Origin of the sequence: Vibrio sp. JPW-9-11-11 (genome assembly GCF_013369335.1) — a bacterium.
In the GTDB taxonomy this organism is placed as follows: domain Bacteria; phylum Pseudomonadota; class Gammaproteobacteria; order Enterobacterales; family Vibrionaceae; genus Vibrio.
Genome location: NZ_SZQJ01000008.1, coordinates 68,364 through 88,360, shown reverse-complemented (window position 1 = coordinate 88,360; position 19,997 = coordinate 68,364). Strand labels below are relative to the sequence as shown.

19 protein-coding genes are annotated in these 19,997 nt (G+C 48.1%); 18 read left to right on the top strand and 1 reads right to left on the bottom strand.

The features are described 5' to 3' along the window. Positions 1–26: 26 nt before the first annotated feature. On the bottom strand, positions 27–674 hold the full coding sequence (locus tag FCU94_RS11900; RefSeq protein ID WP_176288752.1) for a response regulator transcription factor: 648 nt from the start codon (positions 672–674) through the stop codon (positions 27–29). Positions 675–954: 280 nt separating this feature from the next. Between FCU94_RS11900 and FCU94_RS11895 the strand changes: the two genes are divergently transcribed. The 18 genes from FCU94_RS11895 (at position 955) to FCU94_RS11810 (ending at position 19,876) form a co-directional block, all read left to right on the top strand. Then, positions 955–1,488 carry a single-stranded DNA-binding protein gene (locus tag FCU94_RS11895; RefSeq protein WP_176288751.1) on the top strand — a complete coding sequence of 178 codons (534 nt, stop codon included), beginning with the start codon at positions 955–957 and terminating at the stop codon, positions 1,486–1,488. 153 nt (positions 1,489–1,641) lie between these two features. Continuing rightward, positions 1,642–3,651: an RNase E specificity factor CsrD gene (csrD, locus tag FCU94_RS11890; RefSeq protein ID WP_176288750.1), complete on the top strand. Its 2,010-nt coding sequence runs from the start codon at positions 1,642–1,644 to the stop codon at positions 3,649–3,651. Next, the gene (locus FCU94_RS11885; protein WP_255199260.1) at positions 3,651–5,120 is read left to right on the top strand and encodes an MSHA biogenesis protein MshI; all 1,470 of its coding nucleotides are present in this window, start codon (positions 3,651–3,653) and stop codon (positions 5,118–5,120) included. The genes csrD and FCU94_RS11885 overlap by 1 nt, the downstream gene beginning before the upstream one ends. After that, on the top strand, positions 5,117–5,767 hold the full coding sequence (locus FCU94_RS11880) for an MSHA biogenesis protein MshJ (protein WP_176288749.1): 651 nt from the start codon (positions 5,117–5,119) through the stop codon (positions 5,765–5,767). The genes FCU94_RS11885 and FCU94_RS11880 overlap by 4 nt, the downstream gene beginning before the upstream one ends. Continuing rightward, positions 5,760–6,083: an MSHA biogenesis protein MshK gene (locus tag FCU94_RS11875; RefSeq protein ID WP_176288748.1), complete on the top strand. Its 324-nt coding sequence runs from the start codon at positions 5,760–5,762 to the stop codon at positions 6,081–6,083. The genes FCU94_RS11880 and FCU94_RS11875 overlap by 8 nt, the downstream gene beginning before the upstream one ends. A 15-nt stretch (positions 6,084–6,098) precedes the next feature. Further along, on the top strand, positions 6,099–7,769 hold the full coding sequence (gene mshL, locus FCU94_RS11870) for a pilus (MSHA type) biogenesis protein MshL (protein WP_176288747.1): 1,671 nt from the start codon (positions 6,099–6,101) through the stop codon (positions 7,767–7,769). Between the two features lie 5 nt (positions 7,770–7,774). Further along, positions 7,775–8,614, top strand: coding sequence for an ExeA family protein (locus tag FCU94_RS11865; RefSeq protein WP_176288746.1), 840 nt, complete (start codon positions 7,775–7,777; stop codon positions 8,612–8,614). A 3-nt stretch (positions 8,615–8,617) separates the two neighbouring features. Next, complete coding sequence (locus FCU94_RS11860) at positions 8,618–9,697, top strand: tetratricopeptide repeat protein (RefSeq protein ID WP_176288745.1); 1,080 nt, start codon at positions 8,618–8,620, stop codon at positions 9,695–9,697. Continuing rightward, positions 9,694–11,418 carry a GspE/PulE family protein gene (locus tag FCU94_RS11855; RefSeq protein WP_176288744.1) on the top strand — a complete coding sequence of 575 codons (1,725 nt, stop codon included), beginning with the start codon at positions 9,694–9,696 and terminating at the stop codon, positions 11,416–11,418. Before FCU94_RS11860 ends, FCU94_RS11855 begins: the two co-directional genes overlap by 4 nt. 8 nt (positions 11,419–11,426) lie before the next feature. Next, positions 11,427–12,647, top strand: a complete 1,221-nt coding sequence (locus FCU94_RS11850; RefSeq protein ID WP_176288743.1) for a type II secretion system F family protein — start codon at positions 11,427–11,429, stop codon at positions 12,645–12,647. Then, on the top strand, positions 12,631–13,110 hold the full coding sequence (locus FCU94_RS11845; RefSeq protein ID WP_176288742.1) for an MSHA biogenesis protein MshF: 480 nt from the start codon (positions 12,631–12,633) through the stop codon (positions 13,108–13,110). Before FCU94_RS11850 ends, FCU94_RS11845 begins: the two co-directional genes overlap by 17 nt. A 77-nt stretch (positions 13,111–13,187) precedes the next feature. Beyond that, positions 13,188–13,754 carry a prepilin-type N-terminal cleavage/methylation domain-containing protein gene (locus FCU94_RS11840; protein WP_176288741.1) on the top strand — a complete coding sequence of 189 codons (567 nt, stop codon included), beginning with the start codon at positions 13,188–13,190 and terminating at the stop codon, positions 13,752–13,754. Positions 13,755–13,787: 33 nt separating this feature from the next. After that, on the top strand, positions 13,788–14,240 hold the full coding sequence (locus tag FCU94_RS11835; RefSeq protein ID WP_176288740.1) for a type II secretion system protein: 453 nt from the start codon (positions 13,788–13,790) through the stop codon (positions 14,238–14,240). 145 nt (positions 14,241–14,385) lie between these two features. Then, the gene (locus FCU94_RS11830) at positions 14,386–14,844 is read left to right on the top strand and encodes a prepilin-type N-terminal cleavage/methylation domain-containing protein (RefSeq protein ID WP_176288739.1); all 459 of its coding nucleotides are present in this window, start codon (positions 14,386–14,388) and stop codon (positions 14,842–14,844) included. Continuing rightward, complete coding sequence (locus tag FCU94_RS11825) at positions 14,844–15,416, top strand: type IV pilus modification PilV family protein (protein WP_176288738.1); 573 nt, start codon at positions 14,844–14,846, stop codon at positions 15,414–15,416. Before FCU94_RS11830 ends, FCU94_RS11825 begins: the two co-directional genes overlap by 1 nt. Next, on the top strand, positions 15,416–16,126 hold the full coding sequence (locus FCU94_RS11820; RefSeq protein WP_176288737.1) for a PilW family protein: 711 nt from the start codon (positions 15,416–15,418) through the stop codon (positions 16,124–16,126). The genes FCU94_RS11825 and FCU94_RS11820 overlap by 1 nt, the downstream gene beginning before the upstream one ends. Continuing rightward, a complete protein-coding gene (locus FCU94_RS11815; RefSeq protein WP_176288736.1) occupies positions 16,116–16,574 on the top strand; it encodes a type II secretion system protein in 459 nt (152 codons plus the stop codon). The genes FCU94_RS11820 and FCU94_RS11815 overlap by 11 nt, the downstream gene beginning before the upstream one ends. Further along, the gene (locus FCU94_RS11810) at positions 16,571–19,876 is read left to right on the top strand and encodes a DUF6701 domain-containing protein (protein WP_176288735.1); all 3,306 of its coding nucleotides are present in this window, start codon (positions 16,571–16,573) and stop codon (positions 19,874–19,876) included. The genes FCU94_RS11815 and FCU94_RS11810 overlap by 4 nt, the downstream gene beginning before the upstream one ends. Positions 19,877–19,997: the final 121 nt, after the last annotated feature.

Genomic DNA, 19,997 nt, shown 5'->3' with positions numbered 1-19,997 from the left:
AAAGTTGTGAAACGTTTAACTATTCACTAGTGCCTCATATGTTGCTTAGCCCAAGCCGCAGCTTGTACACGATTTTTCGCGCCGAGCTTTTTGAAAATTTTCTGTAGATGTGATTTGACGGTAAACTCACTGATAAACATATCGTCTGCGATTTGGATGTTAGACGCGCCATCCATTAAACAGCGTAGGATTTGAATTTCACGGGCGGTCAAATCGACAGTGGCGGGTGTGGTTTGAGTATCGATGATACTGCGGTAGTGAAACAGCAACTGAGCGGTCACTTTTCTTGGCAGCCAGTTTTCGCCATTGATCACAGCTTCGCAGCCGCGCACAATCAGATCGATATTAGTATCTTTATAGAAAATGCCCTTCAGGTGACCGAAGGCCAGTATTTCATCAGTGGTTAATCGTTGTCGAACATTGAAAACCAAAGTTTCAAACGACTTATCAGCCAAAGGTAGGCCACGAACCTGGCTCTTTAGTCGGGTATAGTTGTGGTGATCGATTAATAAAATGCGATGCTTGTGCTTTTGTAGGGCAAGTGACAGCTCGTTTGGTAAGATGCGCGGTATTGAAATTCCCAGCTTTTGTTCTAGCTTATCGATAAAGGGATAACCGATGTTTGGATCGTCACACAGAAATGAAATGGTTCGGGTATAAATGTTTCTAGCCATACTGTCCTCTAGTACTTATGTTGTATAAATTAGACTCAGAGTGACGTAACTAGATAAATGGCGCGAATTTGGGTTGAGGCTTTGCGTCGCGATTCATATGGCCAAGTAATTATGCGATTACTCAGGATCGTTACAATTTGAGACGACTCTAAAAAAACGCCAACCTAGATGTTGAATACCAAACTGAGCAGACATTGTGGCGGAGAGATTTGTCGCGAGCGTAAAGCGTGTTATCCTAATACGCTATTTTCTGTACAACCCAATTTAGACGGAGCGAAACATGGCTAGCCGTGGAGTGAACAAAGTTATTTTAGTCGGTAATCTGGGCACTGATCCAGAAGTGCGTTACATGCCAAGTGGCGGCGCAGTGGCCAATATTACCATTGCAACGTCTGAATCATGGCGTGATAAAGCGACTGGCGAACAGCGTGAAAAAACCGAGTGGCACCGTGTTGCACTGTTTGGCAAGCTGGCTGAAGTGGCTGGTGAGTACCTACGCAAAGGTTCACAAGTTTACGTTGAAGGCCAACTACAAACGCGCAAATGGCAAGACCAAAATGGCCAAGACCGCTATACGACCGAGGTTGTGGTACAAGGTTACAACGGGGTAATGCAAATGTTGGGTGGTCGCGCTCAAGGTGGTTCGCCAGCGCAAGGCATGGGACAATCTCAGCCGCAACAAGGTGGTTGGGGACAGCCACAACAGCCTGCTATGCAGCATCAACCTGCTCAGCAGCCTCAGTCTCAGCCGCAACAAGCCAAGCCTCAGTACAATGAGCCACCAATGGATTTTGATGACGACATCCCATTCTAACGATGAGTTATTGAAAAAAAGCCGCGCTAGTCGCGGCTTTTTTATATAGTAAAGAAAGAGATTCATCGCCAAGTCGTTGACGAAACTAATATCATCATCACTTCAACTGTTAGACGGCCAAACTTACACTATTAGAAAAGGAATTCTACATTCATGAGGTATACCCCTACCTTAAAACTGAGTACTCGCTTGGTTGCATTTGTAACTGTTATTGTTATCAGTGCGATGTTTATCCTTTTCTTAGGCGGTACGCTCTCTTTCAAACGTTTGGGGCAGGAATACTTAGACCACTCGCTGCAAGGGATTGTCGATGTGGTTGATAAAGAAATGGAAGACCCAGACGCGGCCTACTCGTTACAACGCTGGATGCCAAAAATGCTCCAGGCTTCGAGCGTCGTCGAAATGGAATTGCTGAATTCGTATGGGGTTATCTATCGCTTTAAAGATACCACGTCCAAAGTTGACCAAGCACTGCTCTACGAAACTGAATATGTCTTAGAGCGAAACCGCGGCTATCAAATTCGTTTCAAAGCGATTCCCCCCTATATCGGATACGGCTACTCAATGCAGGCGTTATGGTCCATTACTTTAGCGGTAGGATTCGTCGTGTTCTGTTTGCTGCGCGGTTTAAAATGGCTTAAAGAACAGTTGCATGGCTCCGAAATGCTGGAAGAGCGCGGTCGGATGATATTAGCGGGGCGAGTGGAGGAGTACGCCAAGGGCGATCACAGTGAATGGCCATACACCGCAAGCGAGGCATTGGATCGGTTGATCGAAGAACTGCAAGATGCTCGTCAAGAACGTAGCCGTTTTGATACGTTCATCCGAACTCAGACCTTTCTGGACCAACTAACCGGAACGGCAAACCGGGTATTGTTTGATAGCAAACTTGAAGCCGCATTGTCAGAAAGTGGCTCTCATGGTGGCGTGTTGATCTTGAGGATTGATGATTGGGATCAGATAGAAGAAGAGCAAGGCAGAGCGGCGGCCAATGATTTTGTTGTTGATGTTGGTGAAGGGCTCAACAATGTGATTCAGCGGTATCCTGACGTGATTTTATCTCGTTATTACAACTCAGATTTTGCGATTTTTGCGCCCAGCCTATCGAGTAAGGATATATCAAACATTGCGGTTCAGTGCTTAAATCAGGTCACGAAACTGACGCCACCTGCGCCGCTAGATCAAGACAACTGGGCCCACATTGGGGTCAGTATGTATCGCGAAGGAGAAAGTCAGGGGCGTATTATTGATGAGGCGGAAACGGCTTTGAAAAGCGCACAACTGCAACGGATTAATACGTGGAGTCGTTTTCACAAGCATGTTAGCCAGCAAGATGAGCGTGGTAGCGTGCGTTGGCGTACCTTATTCGATGTCGCGCTTAAACCCGAGAGTATCTACATTTTCTCACAACCTTGTTACTTACTCGGATCGCAACAACAGCATCAGAGTGACCATTATGAACTGTTTGCTCGAATTAATGATCCAGAAAAAGGCGTGATAAAAGCATCACGCTTTAATTCAGCAATTGAATCAGTAGGTTATGAAAGTGTGCTCGATAAAGCAGCTTTTTCGGCCATTATTCACTATTTGAAACAATCAGAGCCTTCAGAGAGTTACTCTATCAACCTCCATGTGGTACCTTTTGCAGATAGAGAGTACTTTAAATGGTTTCGTGATGAGTTATTACAGCTCAGTATGGATCTTCGCCAGCGTTTGATGTTTGAGTTTACGGAAGCGCGCTTGGTAAAACACCTCGACTATATGCGCCCCGTGACCAAAATGATCGTTGGTTTAGGATGTCAGGTAGCGGTAGGGCAAGCGGGGCGTTCCATTGTCAGTACCCACTATTTAAAAGAGTTACCGGTGAGTTACTTAAAACTGCATCGGAGTTTGATCAAACGAATTGACCAGCGCCATGAAAATCAATTATTTGTTCGAAGTTTACTCGGTGCGTGTGAGGGGTTAGCGACTAAACTGATAGCCGTTGGTGTCGACAATAAAGCCGAATATCAGACGTGCTTGGAGATCGGTGTGCACGGTATTCAAGGCCGCTATCTGTGTGAAGAATCACAGTTGATCCCAACCGAAGCTTCTTATCCACCCGTAAGACAACCAGAACGCAAAGTGCAGATTGGCCGTCGTAATCGATGGCGGAAAATATAATGACAAACAATACGCTATCCTCAATCATAGCTAGATTTACAGGCAAAGAATCATCGGCAACGCGTCTGTCCGTTGTCGTTCAGCCGCGTGCTCTTTTTTTCTCGTCATCAACCCAATATGAACTCCCTTCCCACCTAGCACTGAATGATCAACCGTGGCAACAGGTGTTGCTAGAGGCTCTACGTGAGTATTCAGTTGTCAATGCTAAGGTCGATATCGTTTTGCATTCGTCGCTGTATAAAACGTATCAAATTGACAAACCTAATGTTCCTGAGGAAGAGCTTAAGCAGGCGCTGCCATTTTTGCTCAAAGACTTGCTGAGTGAGCGCATTTCGGATGTCGTCCTAGACTATTTGCCCTTGTCGGCGAACAACAAGTTGCAAGTCTATGTGGTTGAAAGAGCGTTGATTAGTCAGCTTTACCAATCGCTGAAAGCTTTATCGGTAGAGCTTGAGCGTGTGTTGGTCGAAGATGAGATTTGGGGACACTCGGCGGGTGAACTGCAGAATTTTTTACTGTTACAACGCAGTCAGCATGGCCCATTTCGTGTTTGTGCTTTTGTCGATGCTCAAAATGCTTTCCAACGCACCATGCGTGGCGTTACTCCGCCACTGACGGGGGTTGCCAGCAGCATATTACAGCTTGATGGTATCGCCTTAGAGCTGCAGCGATCGATTGACTACCTTTCCTCTCAGTTACGATCCACAGCGTTACATAAAATGTTGATCTGTTGTGATGAGGAGTCGCAGCAAGAGATTGTTGACGCGCTTAACGAGCGTCTCAGCGTCAAAGTAGACCTGCTTTTTGAGCCGTCGGATTCTTCTGACCCCCCTTTGCTATCTGGCGAAACCTTGCTGCAAGTCTGCGAAAACTTGAACCACGCCGACATTAACCTGTTCCCGCAAGAGCTGAAGCCAAAAAAAGAGTATTTTACTTTAACATCGGTAATCGGCGTTTGGGGCGTGGCGGCAGGCCTATTGCTCGCTATGAGTGCCCATTTTTATTATCAACAAAGCGGTTATCAACAACAACTCTCTGAGTCTCAGCGCCATCAATCCGAGCTGCAGCAGCAAGTAAAACGGTTGCAACAGCAGTTAGCGCAACATAAGCCGACTGCTGCGAAAGAGGCCGCTGTCGCTAGACTACAATTAGAGATAGATGCCAATCAGCGCGCTCTAGAAGCCGTTGCGCGCTTCGATAAAACACAACAAGTGGGTTATTCGCCAGTTATGCGCTCGTTGGCCAATTTAGGACGAAGTGATATCTCGTTAACCCGTATTCGATTGAATGCTGAACGCTTGGACCTTACTGGCTTAGCGCAGAACCCTCAAGCGATCCCTAATTGGGTGAATCAATTTAACAGTGAGTTGAGTTTAGTAGGACGAACCTTTGAGCAGCTCAAGATAGGTCGTAACGATCAAGAAGTCGTTACCTTTGAGCTTTACACCCAGAGGGAGGACGATAGATGAGTGGTGTATGGCAAAGAGGGAATGAAAAGTTTGCTCAGATGAGCATGCGAGAAAAGCTATTGATCAGTTTGTGTGGACTTGTGGCGGTTGTATTTGGCCTGTTGACACTGGTTGTCGAACCTATGTATCTAACTAATCAACAGCTAAACCGTCAGATTGACAATATCGAGCTGAATAACCAACAGCTTGAAGCGGACACGCTCGTGATGCAAGCGAAGCTCAACAGAGACCCCGATTTAGAGTTAGATAAGCAACTCAAGCAGTTGATGATCGATAGTCAGCAAAGCTCGCAACAGCTAGCGCAAATGGTTGAAAGCTTGATTACACCGAGTGAAATGGCGCGCATGCTAGAAACCGTGTTGCTAGGGTCACAACGGCTCAAGTTAATGAGTTTAGAGTCATTGCCCAGTGAGCCGATTGTGCCGCCAGACGAACAACACGGGATCACGGGATACTTTTTACACCCGGTTAGGATCGAACTTTCCGGGCGCTATTTCGATATCGTCAACTTTTTAGAAACACTTGAAGGTATGCCCGTCAAGTACTATTGGCGTAGTTTCGACTACCAAGTGGAGTCTTATCCGCAGTCACGGTTAGTCCTCACGGTTTATACCTTAGGCACCAGGCAGGAGTTTATCGGTGGTTAAATTATTACTGTCACTGTTGGCCGTTGGCGCGATATTTGGCGTACACGCTAAGCAAGACCCAACCGCTCCTCTCGGCTGGGAGGCCTCTTCATCAAGTGCTAAAGCGACAAAAAGTGTGCCACCGCTGCCGCAATTGCAGAGCATTGTTTGTTTAACAGACACGCCCTGCGGTGCGGTGTTGAACGGGCAGTCACTGCTTACAGGTGAACGTGTGAGCGGTTATACGGTCAGGAACATCGAACCACAAAGCGTCACGCTTTCACGTGGTGATAAAGTTTGGAAGTTATCCCTCTTCTCTCTTGAAGTGAAACAGTAAGGTTTGTAGGAATTTATGCGTAGACTCGCTATAGCTATCACGATTGCTTCAACATTGGTTGGTTGTTCAATGGGGCATCGCGACCCTGTTGAGGCAAAAGGAGCTCTCAATGAAGCGATCAATCACAACAACAGTCGAGGTTTAGATAGCCTACCGGCGTCGGTTGAAGCCGATTTAATGCCGGAGTTATCGACCACCGGAGAGCTAGCGTCACAGACCATCAAACGTTTTCGTGTTCAAGCCAATCAAGTTGAAGCGAAAGCTTTTTTTGCCAGTTTGGTTAAGGGAACAGAATATAGTGCAGCTATCCACCCTAACGTGTCTGGAACCATTACCGTTAATCTAAATGACGTTTCCTTAGATGAAGTGTTGACCGTGGTCGAGGATATCTACGGTTATCAGATCACCAAAACGGGCAGCGTGATACAGGTGTATCCGGCGGGGCTACGTACCGTGACGATTCCTGTCGACTATTTGCAGTTTAAGCGCTCAGGACGATCGATTACTTCAATTTCAACGGGGACCGTGACCAACCCTGAGTCGGGCTCTAGCAGTTCGTCAGAGAGTAGCTCGTCTAACTCATCCAATAACTCTTCATCGTCTTCGAGCAGTCGCTACAATTCAGCCAAAGGTGGCACAGAGATAGAAACCTCCAGCGAGAGCGACTTCTGGCCTCAGTTGGAGCAAGCGGTCAGTCTGCTAATTGGTTCAAGTGATGGCCAAAGTGTGGTGGTAACTCCGCAGGCCAGTGTGATAACGCTGCGCGCTTATCCTGATGAGATCCGTGAAGTCCGTGACTTTTTGGGGGTTTCGCAACAGCGTATGCATCGACAGGTGATATTAGAAGCCAAAATACTTGAAGTGACTCTTAGCGATGGTTACCAGCAAGGTATCAATTGGTCGAAAGCGTTCAGTTCCAATGGTACTAACTATTCCATCGGACAGGGATCTGTCGTTAAAGATGCTACAGGGGCGATTATTCCGGCGGTACTCCCGGGCTTGGATGCTATTGGGAACTTATTGGGCGGGCAGTCTAACTTGGTCATTTCGAGCGGCAGTTTTGATGCTGTGTTGAGTTTTATGGCAACCCAGGGTGACCTCAATGTGTTGTCTAGCCCAAGAGTGACGGCGTCTAATAACCAAAAAGCGGTGATTAAAGTGGGTACGGACAGTTATTTTGTAACGGATTTCTCGTCCAACACTGACACGGGCACCTCAAGTACCAACACCACAACGGATGTTGAATTGACCCCCTTCTTCTCTGGCATCTCCCTCGATGTGACGCCACAGATCGACGACCAAGGCAATGTACTATTGCACGTCCATCCTGCGGTGATTGAGGTGAAAGAGGAAAACAAAAGTATCAGCTATGGTGACCGAGATTTAACCTTACCGTTGGCGACAAGTGCTATTCGTGAGTCGGATTCTGTCATTCGCGCCCAAGACGGCGATGTGGTGGTGATTGGTGGCTTAATGAAATCCGCGACGCAAGACAGAGTATCCAAAGTCCCATTCTTGGGAGACATTCCTGGGCTAGGGCACCTATTTAGAAATACCAGTCAGTACACAGAGAAAACCGAGCTGGTCATTTTGTTGAAACCCTCTGTGGTGGGCGTCAACACGTGGCAGAAAGAGTTAGAACGCTCGCGTGACTTGCTCCAAGAATGGTTCCCTGACGAGCAGTAATCGCGATGTATCTTGAGCATTTTGGGCTGGTCAGTTTGCCGTTCCACCTGACGCCCGATACAGAAATGTTCTTAGGCTTGACGCCTCACTATGAGGCGATTCATACCGTACGTGCTGCGCTCGACATGGGGGAGGGCGTCATTAAGGTCACCGGCGAGGTCGGGACAGGTAAAACTATGGTGTGTCGCATGCTGATCAAGCACGCGGAGCAAAATGTTGAGCTGGTATTGATCCCTAATCCAGCACTCGATGGCGATCAATTGCGTATGGCGGTGGCCAATGAACTTGGCGTCGATTATGTTGAGCCGAATCGAGTGGTCGACGTTATTCAACAAAGACTAATGTCGCTAGCCCAGCAAGGTAAGCAAGTTGTTGTCTTGGTTGATGAGGCTCAGGCGTTAAGCGATGAGGCCTTAGAGGTGTTGCGATTGTTTGGCAACTTAGAAACGGAACAACGCAAGCTAATGCAAATCGTGTTGTTTGGTCAGCCTGAGCTGGATGAGCGGTTAGCCTCTCACCATTTACGCCAACTGCGCCAACGCATCACGTTTAGTGCCCAGTTACGCGGTTTAACCGTCGCAGAGGTGGTGGCCTATATCGATAGCCGAGTTGAGAAAGTCGGTGGGCAGACCACACTGTTTAGTTTGAACCACAAAAAAGCGATTTGGCGCGCGAGTCACGGTTACCCCCGTTTGATCAATCAAATATGCCACAAAGCGTTAGTGCTAACATGTGGCGACGGGCTAAAACAAGTGAGTAATCACCAACTTTTTCGAGCGATTCATGATACCTATGACAGTTGTAAGCCCAAGTTCAAAAGCCCGCTACTGTGGGGATGGAGTTAAGCGATGAGTACCATTAATCGAGCGCTGGCAAAGCTGTCCAATCAGACGACACAGCAAGGTGTGGAAATAACCCGTGCCGAGGTTAAACCGGTCAAAAGTCGCTCTGTCGTTGCTTGGGTGGTCGGCAGCTTCGCCGCCAGCCTGGCCGTGGGTGGTTGGGCTATTTCGCAGCAATCGCCGTCTGAAGCCGTGTATCCTGCGCAAGTTGACGCGACATTTGAAACAAGTGTGTCGATGTCGCCTACCAGTAAACCTTCAACAGCTACCGAAGTGTTTGTTGCGCCAAGCACCTCGGTAACCCCAAAAAGGACAGCCTCTACTAAGCTTGCCTCTTCTACGAGCGCTGAATCAGAGTCCAAAGCGGCTTCGCAACCTTCTAGCCAACCCAAGCAAGTGTCTTCGAACGTTAACGCTCGCTCGTCAAGCTCAGTGCAGTCAGCGCAGCCAGTCAGCGACGTAGTTCAAGGCGAGCTCGTGGTGGAGCAAGTGTCTCTCACGGCAGAGCAGTTAGCTAAGAAAGCTGCGACTCGGGGTAAGAAGGCCCTTGATAACAACAACCTCAAGCAAGCTTTGGAAGCCTATCATCAAGCGCTGCGTTATACCCCAAACGATGGCGGCATTCGTCAGCGTTTGGCTGCGCTGTATTACGGCAAAGGTGAAGTACGCAAAGCGGCAGCCTTGTTGCAAAAAGGCATCGCGCTCAATAGCGAGGATGTCGATTTGAGGCTAGCGTTAGCTAAAATGTTGCTCAAAGAGCAGCAGGCTCCGGCCGCACTGACTGTACTTAGCGCCATGCCAGAGCAAGCTTCGATTGAATACTTATCTTTGCGCGCTGCGTTAGCGCAAAAGCAAAAGCAGGACGAAATCGCCCTAAACAGTTATCAGCAACTTGTCCGCCTTGAACCCGACAGTGGGCGCTGGTGGCTCGGGCTTGCGATTCAACAGGAGCGAGCGTTTGAACTTGTTCAAGCCAAGGCCTCTTATGGTGAGGCGTTGACTAAGCTTGGTTTGTCTAGCCAGTCACAGCAGTTTATCCGTGATCGTTTAGCCCTAATCCGCCGTTTAGAGGAGCAGCCACAGTGAAAATTCAACTTAGAAAACGGCTGGGCGATCTATTAGTCGAAGAGGGCATCATTACCGAGTTGCAAGTTGAGCAGGCGCTAAACGCACAGAAGACCACAGGGCGAAAGCTCGGCGCGACGTTGATTGAGCTTGGTTTCCTCACTGAGCATCAAATGCTGAGCTTTCTCGCTCAGCAGTTGGATATTCCTTTGATCGATTTAAGCCGGGCTAATGTCGATATCGATGCGGTCCAGCTATTACCCGAAGTGCATGCACGACGATTACGGGCCTTGGTGATTGGTCGTCAAGACAACACTTTGCGGGTTGCCATGAGCGACCCAGCCGATCTATTTGCTCAAGAAGCGTTGCTCGGTCAGTTGGGGCAATACAGTATTGAATTTGTTATTGCACCCGAAAAGCAATTGGTTGAAGGTTTTGATCGCTACTATCGCCGAACCAAAGAAATCGCTTCATTTGCGGAGCAGTTGCAAGCCGAGCATCAAGTGACAGAGGCGTTCGACTTCAATATCGAAGGGAACGACAGCGAAGAAGTGACGGTCGTTAAGCTGATCAACTCTTTATTTGAGGATGCGATTCAGGTCGGCGCGTCTGATATTCATATCGAGCCTGATGCCAACGTGTTGCGCCTACGTCAACGGATTGATGGTGTGTTACACGAAACTTTGCTCAACGAGGTCAATATCGCATCCGCTTTAGTGTTAAGGCTTAAGTTGATGGCCAACCTTGATATCTCGGAAAAACGTTTACCACAAGATGGACGTTTCAATATCCGCACTAAAGGTCAGTCGGTGGATATCCGGATGTCGACTATGCCGGTTCAACATGGTGAATCTGTGGTGATGCGTCTGCTCAACCAGTCTGCGGGCGTGCGTAAGCTTGAAGAATCCGGCCTTCCAGATCACTTGCTGCTTCGTTTAAGACGTCAGTTGAAAAGGCCTCACGGCATGATTTTGGTCACAGGCCCTACAGGTTCGGGGAAAACCACCACCTTGTATGGCGCGCTAACCGAGCTCAACCAGCCGAGTAAAAAGATCATTACGGCTGAAGACCCTGTTGAATATCGCTTGCCGCGAGTGAATCAGGTGCAAGTGAACCCAAAGATAGACCTCGATTTTTCGACGGTCTTGCGCACCTTTTTGCGTCAAGACCCGGATATTATTCTGGTCGGTGAGATGCGCGATCAAGAAACGGTCGAAATAGGATTGCGCGCTGCGCTGACGGGGCACTTGGTACTAAGCACCCTACACACTAATGACGCCGTTGATAGTGCGCTGCGTATGATGGATATGGGGGCACCTGGCTACTTAGTGGCCAGTGCTGTGCGCGCGGTTGTCGCTCAGCGCTTAGTGCGCAAAGTGTGCCCTGACTGTAAAACCGAAGAGCCATTGGATGAAGGGCGAAAACAGTGGTTGGCTCAGCGCTTCCCTAACCAGGTAGGTACTCAGTTCTGGGTGGGCAAAGGGTGCCAGAACTGTAATTTGACCGGGTATCGTGGCCGTATTGGTGTGTTCGAAATGCTCGAACTTGAGCAAGAAATGATGGATAAGTTGCGTGCCAACGACGCGGTAGGGTTTGCCCGAGTTGCGCGTCAATCTGAACACTATAAACCTTTGTTGGCGTCGGCGATGGAGTTGGCGATGCAAGGGGTGGTGAGTTTTGGTGAGGTCATGAGTTTAGGTGAAGGCGACTCGTCTGGTTTTGAACAAGCGATTTATCTCTAAGGTGAGCTATGCCGACGTTTAACTATCAAGGTCGCCATGCCGATGGGACGGCAACCTCGGGAAGTATCGACGCTCCAACCCAGGAGGCCGTAGTCGAACAGTTGATGAATAAAGGCATCATTCCGATTTCGGTTGAAATCGGAGCTCAAAGCCGTGGACTCAACATCGATCTCAAAACTCTGTTTACCCCAGCGATTCCGTTAGAGGTGTTGGTGATTTTTTGTCGTCAGTTGTATAGCTTGACCAAGGCAGGAGTCCCGCTTCTTCGCTCGATGAAAGGGTTAAGTCAGAATAGCGCCAACAAACAGCTTCAAGACGCTCTGGAAGATGTCACGCAAGAGCTGACCAATGGTCGCAGCTTATCGAGTTCGATGCAGATGTTCCCTAAAGTGTTCAGCCCGCTATTTGTCTCTATGATTCATGTTGGCGAAAACACCGGCCGCCTCGATCAAGCGCTATTACAGCTGGCAGGCTACTATGAGCAAGAGGTAGAAACACGCAAGCGAATCAAAACCGCGATGCGCTATCCGACGTTTGTGATCAGTTTTATCGTGGTGGCGCTGTTTATCCTCAATGTCAAAGTGATCCCTCAATTTTCCAGTATGTTTGCCCGTTTTGGGGTGGATTTGCCATTGCCAACTAGGATCTTGATTAGTACCTCTGAGTTTTTTGTTAACTATTGGGTGATGATGGTTGCGGTAATAGTGGCTGGCCTGTTTGGATTTAAGGCCTGGATTAATACCGCTGCAGGGCGAGAAAGATGGGATAAGTTTCGTTTGCGAATGCCCGTGGTTGGGGAGTTGGTGAATCGCGCGCAGTTATCACGCTTTTCACGTACCTTTGCCCTAATGCTTAAGGCAGGGGTGCCGTTAAACCAATCGTTAGCCCTTTCCGCTGAAGCGTTAGGAAATAAGTACCTGGAAAATCGATTACTGGAGATGAAAGCCTCCATCGAAGCAGGGGGAACCATCTCTTCAACCGCGATCAACAGTGGCGTTTTTACTCCCTTGGTCATCCAAATGATCTCAGTAGGTGAGGAAACGGGGCGAATCGACGAGCTGTTGCTTGAGGTGTCTGATTTTTATGATCGCGAAGTGGACTACGACTTGAAAACATTAACTGCGCGTATAGAACCCATTCTGTTGGTGATTGTAGCGGGCATGGTGCTGATCTTAGCGCTTGGGATCTTTTTGCCGATGTGGGGCATGTTGGATGCAATTAAAGGCTAAAACAGGCTACTCGCTCGAGCGCTTGCGCGGGGTGATTTGGCTTCTGGTCTTAATTACGCTATTGATGAGTTTTATTTTGATGTGGCAACGTATCGAGCAACAAGCCAATCGGTCGGCACTGCAGTTGGTCAGTCAGCGCATCACTGAGCGGGCGAGTTTTTACAAACAACAGTGGCTGTTGGCCAAGCAGCCCAGGCAGCTAGAGTTGGGTCAGCTTCGACTAAACTACACTAATATGGGATGGGTAAAGCCTATCAATACTTTGCAGCAACCAGACTGCCAGTATTGGCTCGAGGTGCTCTACCCTGAGCAAGAAATTATGGGTACGGTGCCGACCAAGATAGTCAACGAATCTATAGCGGGCAGTTATCGCTGTTTGTATTTATATAGCGAGGATAGATTTGTTGCTATCAGTTTGATTAAAAATGACTTCTCTGCGAGGTCGGGCTTTCTGGTTGAGTAGTTTTCTTGACGTGGAACATATAGCGAAATTATACAATCTCCGTATAATATATCGCAGCAAATTACAGGTTTTACACTATGGCAAATAAGCAAGCTGGTTTTACTTTGGTCGAGTTAGTGGTGGTGATCGTGGTGGTTGGATTACTCGCCGTCGCAGCATTGCCAAGGTTTCTCGATGTGACCGATGAAGCCAAAAAAGCCAGCATTGAAGGGGTAGCTGGTGGTTATGCCACAGGCGTGTTGTCTGCACGCGCTCAATGGGAAGCGCAAGCCAGACCTTCGCAAACGATTGATGGTGTCACGCGTAATAGTATCGATTACGATGGGGTAAACTTTTGGTTGACCAGCTCAGATCAGAGTAATGGTAATTTTCGCGATGGTTACCCGTATGCCGTGAATCGAGATAACAGTACGTTTCCTTCATCGCTGACCAACCAAGCGTGTATTGATTTGATGGATAACCTGCTACAAAACCCACCAAGAGTGGGGACGGTGGAAGACGCCGCGAGTAACCCAGATATCAGATATTCCGCACAAGCTAATGATGGTGATGCCACTTGCACCTACACGCAAAAAGAGGGCAATAGCGATCACCAGTTTGTGTATGAAATTGAAACAGGTCGTGTGACCGTAACCCTGCAGTAGCGCTGCAAGTAGTCAAAGAAGAGAGTGTATAGTATGAAAAGACAAGGCGGTTTCACCCTAATCGAATTGGTAGTGGTGATAGTCATTTTAGGTATTTTGGCGGTCACAGCGGCGCCACGTTTTTTGAATCTTCAAGGTGATGCTCGTGATGCTTCAATTCAAGGTCTAAAAGGAGCGATGGCTGGAGCTGCTGGTATTGTTTATGGTAAAGCAGCTATTGAAGGTGAAGATATCAAAGCGGATGGGGCTATTTCTGCAGGTAGCGATACCATTCAAACAGTATGGGGTTACCCAGAAGCTTCAACTGACGGTATTGCGAAAGCTGTAGCAGGAATAGGTGACTGGAAAAGAATCACAGCGGTATCTGGAGCTAACACAATTGCATATGGCTTCGATGCGGATTCTACTAACTGTTATGTAACTTACGGGATAGATCCATCAACATCTAATGCTGAGCCAACTTATACAGTATCTTCTTGTCAGTAGTGTTTGATACATAGGCCAGCATCGCTGGCCTTTTTCTTACCACCGTTTTTATATCCTCAACTCCTCTCAAATTTCCTTAAAAAACAACAGTGACAAACCTGGTTACGTTATACTTAACGCTATTGTGGTTGCGGGGTGTTTTTCTATGGCGCGCTTAAAACATACAGGTTTTACACTGGTTGAGTTGATCGTAGTGATCATCTTAGTGGCGATCGTTTCGCTGTATGCCGCCAGTCGCTATATTGGCCGTTCCAGCTTTGCGCCAGCGGTTGCTCAAGAGCAGGTGATCTCAGTGATTCGACAAGTACAAGTGAATCGCATGCAGTCCAATGTGGATAGCTCTTGCAGCTCAGATAGTAAGGTTGCGCTGCGTATTAGTTCGACTTGCCTTGGCTCTATCGAAGGCTGCACGCTCACCAGCGCGCAGCGCAGTGACTGGGTTGCGATTGATGAAGTGCGTTTTTCTCCCACTGTAAACTGCCTTGAGTTCAACTTACTCGGTGAGCCCAGCCAAGTGGTCGATGTTCAGATTCGTTCTGGCAGCGCGACGTGTCAGGTATCGATTAATTCGAACGGTTATGTCGCACCAGGGAGCTGCTCATAATGAAAAGAAGCGTGGTGCGAAAAAGCGGTTTTACTCTGATCGAGAGCGTCATCGTGATTGTAGTGATGGGGCTGGCGATGCTCACTATCATCAACTTTTTAGTACCACAGATTTCTCGCTCCGCCGATCCGCATTATCAGGTGCGCGCGGCGGCGTTAGGTCAAAGCGTGATGACCCAGGTACTGGCGCGCGGATTTGATCATCACAGCGACTTTCAAGGTGGCGCGGTTCGCTGCTCTTCGGTGGATGTCGGGGCAATAGACTGTTCCGCATTCGACACTAGCAGCCGAAGTTTAGGTCTCGATAGTGACCGAGGGGAAACCGCTGAGAATCCACAAAGCTATGACGATGTTGATGATTTTATTGGTTGTTGGGTCCCGGGTGGTAGCGAAATCTGCAGCGATCTTGATGATTTGATCAGTGATGGCAGTAGTAGCTATCGCAACTTTCGGTTGGATATAGACGTCAGTTATCCCGATGCTAGCGATGCAAGCTTGAAACAGGTGTCGCTCATCATCTCAGCCAGCAATCAATCCCCTATCCGTTTAATTGGCTATCGAGGGAACTATTGATGCAGCAGCGTGGCTTTACCTTGATTGAAATGATCCTCACCATAGTGGTGGGTGGAATTCTGGTGTTAGGTATCGCCGGATTTGTTGAACTCGGTGCGCGAGGTTATGCCGATACCGTCGATCGTCAGCGTTTGCAAACTCAAGCCAAGTTCGTGTTAGAGAAAATGGCGCGAGAAGTGCGCCACGCTGTGCCGAATCTATTTCGTAGTGAAGACAATTGCGTCTACTTCTATCCAATCATTTACTCCGGGTTTTATGCGATTTCAGGGAATGATATTGAGTTTATTGTCGGTCAGCGCGATGATCTCGATGCCAGCAGCTTCAACGACTTAGCCATGATTATCAACCCCACTACTAACCGTACCGTGCGTGATGACTCCTTTTCTCTTACCGGGCAGGTGACCGCTTTAGGCAATCAAGTGTTCTCGGTGGCGAATCAAGTAACGAATCTCACGAGTGAATCAGTGGCCAAGCGTTTCTATATCTTTCACCCTAATCAAGAGCGCCGCTATTGTATCGCTTCGGTGGCAGGGCGCAGCCGGGTGGAAAGAGATGGCGCGCCATTGTCTGATTTTGTGGTCAGTGGGTCTTTAAATTATCAGCCTGCAACGGTGCAAAATAACGGCTTGGTTCATGCGAATTTGACCTTTAGCCAAAATGGTGAGCGCACCAACTTTGAGCAAGAGATACAGGTGATCAATGTACCGTAAACGTCAACGAGGCAATCTCTACATTGTGGTGATTTTTGTATTAGTGGTGATGGGTTTTTTAGCCACCGCGTTGAGCCGCATCGAATTGTCGAACAGTGACGCTCAGACCCGAGATGTGCTGGGTACTCAAGCTTGGTTGTTGAGTCACTCAGTGAATGAGATGGCATTAACCTTATTTTATCCACTGAGTTCAACCGACTCGTCAGTTGCTGCACATTGTGACCCTGACGGAAACAGCAACACGAGTGCGGTATCGGTTGAACTACAAAATCGTGCCAATGCGCTCATCGCCACTGTGGCCAGTTGCCGCAATGTAACCCTCAGTTGTGACTTAAAGGGACCGCTCGATGGTGAAACGTTCTACTTGCTAGAAAGCCGCGTGACCTGTGGTTCCGGGCTCTCTGAGGTGGTGAGAAGCCAGCAAATTTGGGTTAAGGAGTCATTATGAGCAAAAAAATCGCGCATATAATTACCTGGATTTATTTGATGATTTTCGGGTCTCTGCCTGTCTATGCGAATACATGCGAAGTCAATCCAAGCGAAAGCTTCAAAGTGACCTTTGCAATCCAAAACTCTAGTTTGGGTGAGTCCTTGGAGGGCATAAAGGCTGTTGGCAACAAGAATACTTATGTCCCTATTTGGACTAATGACGATGGTGTGGTTGACACCAGTGATGGGGCACCGTTTGTCAGGGACCCAGACTATATGGTAGCTGGTGGCGATTATTGGGTAGAGTTATTATTTTACCCTGCCGCGAGTGGTAGTAGTGTTGGATCGATTGACTATTACGTAGATGACGGGAATGGGTTTAAATTTCTTGGTTCTTACGACGCAGATTTGAAAGGCATTCATCCTCAGAAAGTACTCTTGTCAGGAAGTGGCACTGTGTCTCTTAACTGTAACTTGCCTGTGACGCCACCACCCACACCTCTTCCCGATCTCTGTGAATATTTTCCGGAGCCACTGCAATCTAACCGTTACTACAATTCAGGGGCAGGTTGGCAGCAATGGGATGGTTACTTGAACTTCTCAGAGGGCAGTGGGAGCGGGAACCGTATCTATCTCAATGAGTTTACTCGTTCGCAACCTTTGGCTTTTACTAACTCGCGAGTGCTCGGTATCAGCAATAATGGCTGCGCATATAGTGATGGCGTTAATGTGGGTAATAGTTGTACGGTTGATAGTGAGCGTAGTGTGTTTCCGTCAGGGCCACCGCAGCCGAGTTCATTTAATTATGGCGGGGCAGATATCACATCACCGAATGGCGGAAACCGCTTGCTGACGCCAGGCCTGTATAACTCTTTCTCATTTGGGCTAAATGGCAGCTCAATAACACTCGAGCCCGGCGAGTATTGGGTTAATACGCTTAATTTCAACAATAACGACATTGCCCTCTATGTGACGGGAAAAGTGGTATTGCACTACAACCAAATTAACTTTAGTCAAAATAGTCGCGTTTATATCAACGCTGCGACCAACGAAACCAATGATTCAAGCTTCGATCATAATAATTTGTCACTGATTGGGCATGGCAACACTTCTCAGTTTTTTCCACAGCGTGGTAGCGATATCAGGCTAAAGGCGAACATCTACGTGTCAGCTGAGGCGGCTGCTGGGTTTGATATTAACGTTGTTGATCGTTTCCAAATGCAAGGGTCTATCACTGCGCCAGTTATTAATTTTCGTGCAACTGATAACAGTTATATCAAAGCGAAGTCTGTGAGCGGTTGTTTTACTCCACCACAGCCTGCGTTATCACGAATCGAGATCAAACCGTACAACTACCACCTTACCTGTGAAGCGAGCCCACAAGATATCGTTGAAGTACATATGCTCGATAGTGACGGTAATCTGGTTTCAGGGTACTCGCCAGACTTGAGACAAACGGGCGGCAACAACTTAGAGATCACCAGCTTAGGTGAATCGGGGGGGATTGCGAAGTTTAAGGTGCGTACCTCAACTCCTAATGTACTAGGTGACTATGCATTAACTGCAGAGCTCAATGCGGAAGGCAGCACTTATAGCGACAGTGATTTTATGCGCTACGTGCCTTATCGCTTTAATATCGCCGATCAGTTGGTATTCGCTGGGCAGGACACGACCGTGCCAGTCGAGGTTGAAGCTTGTGATGGCGGTAATGTGATCTCTTTGGGCTATACCGGATCACCGAACGCAAGTTTTACTTATAATCGCCCAATTACCGCAATCCTTGATAGCAATGACTTTTCGTTTACGGCTGCGCTAAACGATAGCAATCGAAATGCACTGATGAACTTTAAAGAATCAGGCCATATCACAGTGACGTTAGAGGATACGTCGTTTGATTGTAGCGGTGAAGCGGGCTGTCCAAGTGAAGGCGGTGCGCTCAAAGGCGAGTTTGATGTCTACTCACGACCTTGGAAAATTGCACTTTGCGATGTAACCGATAGCACGATTGGTACTAGTAACCCGGCCACCACAACGGGTTCCCCAGGCTTTATCAGTGCGGGGAGTGAGTTTGATGTGACCTATCGTCCCATCGTTCATAGTGACTCATCTAATGGTGAGAGCAATGAATGTTTATATCCCGCGACGGGCAACTATCCACTCGACAATGGGCCGATAGAGCTCACATTGAGTTTGGCCTATCCAAGCGGAGGTGAGGAAGGTACTCTTGTCCCTGCAGTGACAAGCTTTGTGCCGAGTGATGGTTTAAGTAAAAGCGTGCGTCACACTTGGTCTCAAGTCGGCACGTTACAATTGGAAACCAGCGCCAGCTACCTTAATTTAGCAGTGATGCCCTATCAGCAAGCTATCGGCCGTTTTTACCCAGACTTCTTTACCACCGAAACCAATGCGTGGAATGATCCTGCTATTACTGGCGGTGAGCAGGGCTTCACTTATATGAATCAACCGTTTGGTAGTGTCACCGCAACGGTGGGCGCTTTTAATGTGCAAGGCAATCCAGTAAGCAACTACGGGTTATTTGCTGAAAGCTTGCAAGCGGTGTTTATGATGGATAACCAAGATCGACTCGTGAATGCCGATGCGGCTAGTTTGGCCACACAATCTCGCTACCAGGATCATCAATGGCTATTAGATAGTGATCAAATAACGTGGAGTAAACAATCCGATCTCACGCCGGATGGGCCGTTTAACTACCTATCGGGCAGTGCGCTAGAGGTAAACTTAGAGATTTCACCGGCCACTATTAATGATCCAGTGCGTTTCAAGCAGTCTGCGACGGATACCGATTCGTCAAGCAGTCAAGTGCTGCCCGATGAGCAGCCGAGGCTGGTGTTTGGGCGCTATAACATGACCGATGTTGGTGGTGTTGAGGGAGCCCAATTGACTGTCCCCCTGCAAGTGCAGTACTGGAATGGCAGCCGTTTTGAACGCAACCTACAAGATAGTTTCTCTCAGTTTGATGGCCGCCATTACTGTACACAAATGATTTGGCCTAATAATGGCGAGTCAGGTGACAGTGTTGTTTTGGCGGGTAACGCTACTGTGAACACTGGTGGTTCCAATGCTCTCGTCACGACACAAACCCCGCCGAATCGAGAACAGGTAGAGGTGTGGTTGAGGCTTGATAATAGCGCATCCTCATCAAATTGCAATGGGACGAATAACGATATGGCTTGGTTGATGTACGACTGGGATCAAGATGGTGTCGCGGAGGAAAATCCATCGGCAGTGGTCACTTTTGGCATTTTCCGTGGTAATGACCGTGTTATCTTCCGCGGTGAACCCGGTCTGACAGGGCAGTAATTTTTGTTATTTTTTTGCCCATCGTTAGGAATCTGTTAGAAATTGCGTGTTTCAGCCCATGTTTACACTTCAATGCCTTGCTGTGACGGCAAGGCATTGGTACATTTAGTGCAATTTTCTA